This is a genomic window from Micromonospora phytophila (assembly GCF_023656545.1).
In the GTDB taxonomy this organism is placed as follows: domain Bacteria; phylum Actinomycetota; class Actinomycetes; order Mycobacteriales; family Micromonosporaceae; genus Micromonospora; species Micromonospora phytophila.
The window spans coordinates 1-4,388 of the sequence record NZ_JAMOKF010000393.1 but is presented as its reverse complement, the minus strand read 5'-3'; the positions used below and the strand labels follow the sequence as shown (position 1 = coordinate 4,388).

Below are 4,388 nucleotides of genomic sequence, written 5' to 3'. Positions count from 1 at the left end.
CCGGTCATCGCGGCGGTGGCGCGCAGCAGCGACACGTGCAACGCGTGGTAGTTCGCCGACGCCGGCCACGGCCAGCGCAGGTCGTACCGGGACCACCAGCCCAGGTCGAAGGCGATCAGCCCGTCGGCGAGCCGGTCCGCGGCCAGCCGGTGGGTGTCGCCGCCCCGGCGGTGCTGGTGCTCGACCAGGCCGAAGAGCGCGAAGAGCGCCCCGTTGAGCACCCGGCTCGGCGGGTCCGACGGGCACTCCTCCAGGAACGGCCGGCCCCGCCGGTCGTGGTCCGCGCAGCCACCCCGGCTCACCGGCCGCAGCAGCAGGTCGACCGCGCCGTCGGCGGCGTCCAGGAACGACCGGTCCCCGGTCAGGTCGTGCGCCCGCAGCAGGGTCGAGGCGGCCATGCCCTGGGCCATCCCGGAGTACCAGCCCGGTGCGACGCCGTAGCGGGGCACCGGCACCGGGTAGCGCCACCCGCCGGCGGCGTCCTGGTGCGCCCGCAGCCACGTCGCCTGGGTGAGAAACGCGCCGAAGCGCTCCCGGTCCGGCCCCGGCGCGGCCAGCGCCCGGCTGTGCTCGCCGAGGGCGTAGAGGCACATCGACACCGGGTTCGGGTAGCGCTCGCCGGACGGGCCGACCGCCACCACCACGCCGTCGGCGTCCAGCCCGGTGCCCCCCGGCAGGTCGGTCCAGACCAGCGGGTACGGCCCCCGCCCGTCCCGCCGCGCGTCCGGCGCCACCGGATACCGGCGCACCCGCAGATCGCGTACGCCCCGCGCCAGCAGGGTGCGTACGGCGGTCACCACCGCACCCCGGCCCGCTCGGCGAGCGCCCGGCGGTAGACCGCCTCCACGTCGGCCACGGTCCGTTCGATGTCGAAGCGGCGCAGGCAGCGGATCCGGCCGAGGCGTCCCATCTCCCGGCGGCGGTGCGGATCGGTGAGCAGGTCGCCGACCGCGTCGGCCAGGGCGGTCGCGTCGCCCGGTGGCACCAGCAGGCCCGTCTCGCCGTGCTGGACGGTGTCCGGCAGCCCGCCGACGTCGCTGGCCACCGCGCCCTTCTCCATCAGCAGCGCCTCGATCATCGCGTAGCAGGCCGACTCCTCCAGCGAGGGGTTGACCAGCACGTCCATCGCGGCGAGCACGTTCTGGATGTCGGAGCGGTGGCCGGTGAAGTGCACCCGGCCGATGACACCCAGCCGGGCCGCCCGCTCCTCGAGCGCCCGCCGGTAGTCGCCGGTCCCGACGAACTCGTCGCCGACGACGAAGACGTGCGTGTCCGGCACCCGGGCGAGCAGCCGGGGGACCGCGTCGAGCAGCACCTCGTGTCCCTTGACCCCGATGTCCCGGAAGGCGCGCATCCGGGTGGGGTACATGTGCGCCACCATCCCGACCGTCGGCGTCGCCGGGGCCAGGCCGAACTCGGCCCGGAACGCGTCGCCCGGCGTGGCCGGGTCCAGCCGGTGCACGTCGCAGCCGTAGTGGCTGACCGCCACCTTCCGCGCGCCGAAGCGGCGGTAGCGCTCGGCGAACGCGGTGCACGAGCCGATCAGCACGTCCGCGCGGGAGAGCGTGGCCAGGTCGATCCGGCGCAGCACCGGGCTGCGCAGGTGGTTGATCCCGGTGACCTGGTTGATGTGCAGCCCCCGGCCACCGGCCAGGCTGGCGATCCGGCAGGCGACGTTCGCCTTGAGCAGGTGGGCGTGCACCACGTCCGGACGGAACTGGCGGATCAGCTTCACCAGTCGCAGTTCCGCCGCCGCGACCCGGGGCAGCTGCCGGGGCCGCCAACCGCACAGCGGCACGATCTCGGTGGGCACGTCGGCCGCCCGCAGCCGGGTCGCCAGCGGCCCCTCGGCGGGCACCACCGCGCGCACCTGGTGGCCGCGCCGGGTCAGGCCGACCACCTGGTCGTGGAACCAGGAGCCGCCGTCGGGGGTGGTGGTCACCTGGAGGATCCGCAGCGGGTGCGCATCGCCGGGCTGGCGTGGTGAGGTCATGGCGCTCTCCGGGTCGCTAGGGCGAGCAGTAGCACGAAGGGGATCAGGACGGGCAGCGTGAGCAGCGGCTCACCGGTCAGCGAGCTGACCGCGACGCCGACGCCGGCGAGCACGGCGCCCTCCGCCGTCCAGCGCGCCCGGGCGCGGTAGTCGCGCCAGACCGGCCGGTAGACCCGCCACAGCAGCGCGCCGAGCAGCAGCACGCCGACCACACCGGTCTCGACGAGCACGGTGAGGAAGAAGTTGTGCGGGTGGGTGAGCAGGCTCAGCTGTGTGATCGGCTGGTACCAGGCGTTGGTGGCCTGCTGCGCGAAGTAGTCCGGCAGCCTGCCGTTGAAGCCCAGGTAGCCGGTGCCGAAGACTGGGAAGTCGGGGAACATCCGGACCGCCGCCGACCAGAGGTCGACCCGCAGCGCGGAGGAGAGGTCCAGCGCGCCGCCGGCGGCGGTCTCCTCCACCCGGGCGGCGACGGTCTGCGGAATCAGTGTCGTGCCGGAGACCCCGAGCGCGGCGGCCACCGCCGCGGTCAGCCCCACCCAGAGGCCGGTCCTGACCAGCCGGCGCAGCGCGAAGCAGACCAGCACCGCGCCGGCGGCCAGGTAGGAGGAGCGGCTGTAGGAGTAGGCGAGGGTCAGCGCGATCACCGGCAGGGCGGCGACCGCTGCCATCCGCAGGGCCAGGGGCGCGGGCCGGGAGAGCCGGGCCAGCAGCACCGCCAGGGCGAGCACCAGCATCGGGCCCCAGACGTTGCGGTTGACCGCCGTGGGGACGACGTCGACGACCGCCACCTGCCCGCCGGCGCGGATCGTGGTGACCGCGTGCACCGCGCCGACGGCGGCCGCCGCGAAGGCGAACAGCAGCAGCGCCCGGTGGTCGGCCGCACCGCCCCGCAGGGCCAGGGGCAGGCAGCACAGCGGTATCGCCACCACCGCCACCGGGGCCATCGCCGCCAGCGGTTGCAGGTCCGGGTTGCTCAGCGTCGCGCCGAGTACCAGCAGCGCGACTAGGGCGGCGATCAGGCCCGCGCAGTGCGGGTCCCGCCAGGACACCTGGCGGCGCAGGATGGTGCCCGCCAGAGCGCAGAGGGCGAGCAGGAGCAGCGCGGGCGTGCCGATCGTGAAGGGTTCCGGGAGCTGCCCGGCGGGAGCGCCCAGGGCCAGCCCGTAGACGCCGAGCACGGGCATCACCAGGACCGCCGCCCCCAGCGTGGCGGCGAGCAGCAGCAGGGGCAGTGGCAGCGGCGTGACGTCCGCCCGCGTCGCCGCCAACCCGCAGGCGACGGCGACGACCGGAATCAGCAGGGTGACGAGGAGTTGTCGGCCCGCGGTCCCACGCTGCCGGGACGGCGCGGACGCCCGCCGCCGCCCGGCGTGCCGTCGGGCCGGGTCGGCCCGCAGGAAGGCGGGCGCGATCACCGTCGCGTAGACCAGGAAGCCCGCCGAACCGGCGAATCCGGCGCCCGTGGCGCCGTACCGGGGGACCAGCAGCGCCATGCCGGCCAGCCCCACCAGCGCCCCGGCGACGGCGGCGGCAGCCGTGGCCGCCGGCCGGTCCATCGCGGTCAGGTAGCTCTGCGCGACCCGGGCCAGGGCGAAGAACGCCACACCGGGCAGCAGCGCCCAGAGGACCGGTACGGCGGGGGCGAAGTGGTGGCCGTAGAGCAGCGGCACCACGACGGGGCCCGCGGCGGCCAGCACCCCGGCGCCGACGGCGGTGATCAGCAGGGTCCGCAGCCCCAGCCGGGCGACCGAGCGCCAGGTGGCGCCCCCGTTGGCCACCATGGGCACCAGCACCAGGCTCACCGCGATCGGGATGATCAGCAGCACCTCGGCCAGCGCCAGCGCGACCGAGTAGACGCCCACCGCGCTCGCGCCGACCAGCAGTTGGATCACCGGGATCTGGGTCCGGATCATGCCGAACTGGGCCAGGTTCGGCAGGTACGCGCGCCGGGCCGACGAGCGGTACTCACCGTCGAGCCCGGCCGCCCGGTCGGCCGCCCTGTCTGGGCGGGACCGGCGCACCAGGACGACCAGGCCGACGAGTTGGCCGACGCCGTACACCGCCATCACCGCTGCGGGCGTGGTCCGGCCGGTCGCCACCACCACCGCCAGGCCGGCCAGGTAGGTGCCGAGCGAGGTCACGACGATCAGGTTGTACGCCGTGGCGCGTCCCCGGCCGATCTCGGTCGCGCCGAGCAGCGTGCTCAGCAGCACGACCGGGCAGAGCGCCAGGGCCAGCCCGAAGGTGACCGGGTCCAGGCCCAGCCGTACCACCGGACCGGTCATCAGCCCGGCCGCCGCCCAGACCGCGGCCAGGACGGTGCCCACGGTGACCACGTGGCGCAGGCTGGCGCGCACGGTGTGCCCGTGCGCCGCCGGTGACCGGCCGGCGAGGC

3 protein-coding genes are annotated in these 4,388 nt (G+C 75.6%); all 3 read right to left on the bottom strand.

Annotated features, from left to right (window positions below):
* On the bottom strand, positions 1–797 hold a 797-nt coding region (locus NCC78_RS28085; protein ID WP_250798277.1), incomplete at its 3' end, for a D-glucuronyl C5-epimerase family protein.
* Positions 794–1,993 (bottom strand): glycosyltransferase, encoded by a 1,200-nt coding sequence (locus tag NCC78_RS28080; RefSeq protein ID WP_250798275.1) that lies wholly within the window; start codon positions 1,991–1,993, stop codon positions 794–796. The genes NCC78_RS28085 and NCC78_RS28080, both read right to left, overlap by 4 nt.
* A partial coding sequence (locus NCC78_RS28075; RefSeq protein ID WP_250798273.1) for an O-antigen ligase family protein occupies positions 1,990–4,388 on the bottom strand: 2,399 nt, incomplete at its 5' end. The genes NCC78_RS28075 and NCC78_RS28080, both read right to left, overlap by 4 nt.

What these genes read in the sequence shown, in the direction of transcription:
- NCC78_RS28080 (WP_250798275.1), bottom strand. Translation starts at nt 1,993, where the DNA reads ATGACCTCACCACGCCAGCCCGGCGATGCGCACCCGCTGCGGATCCTC.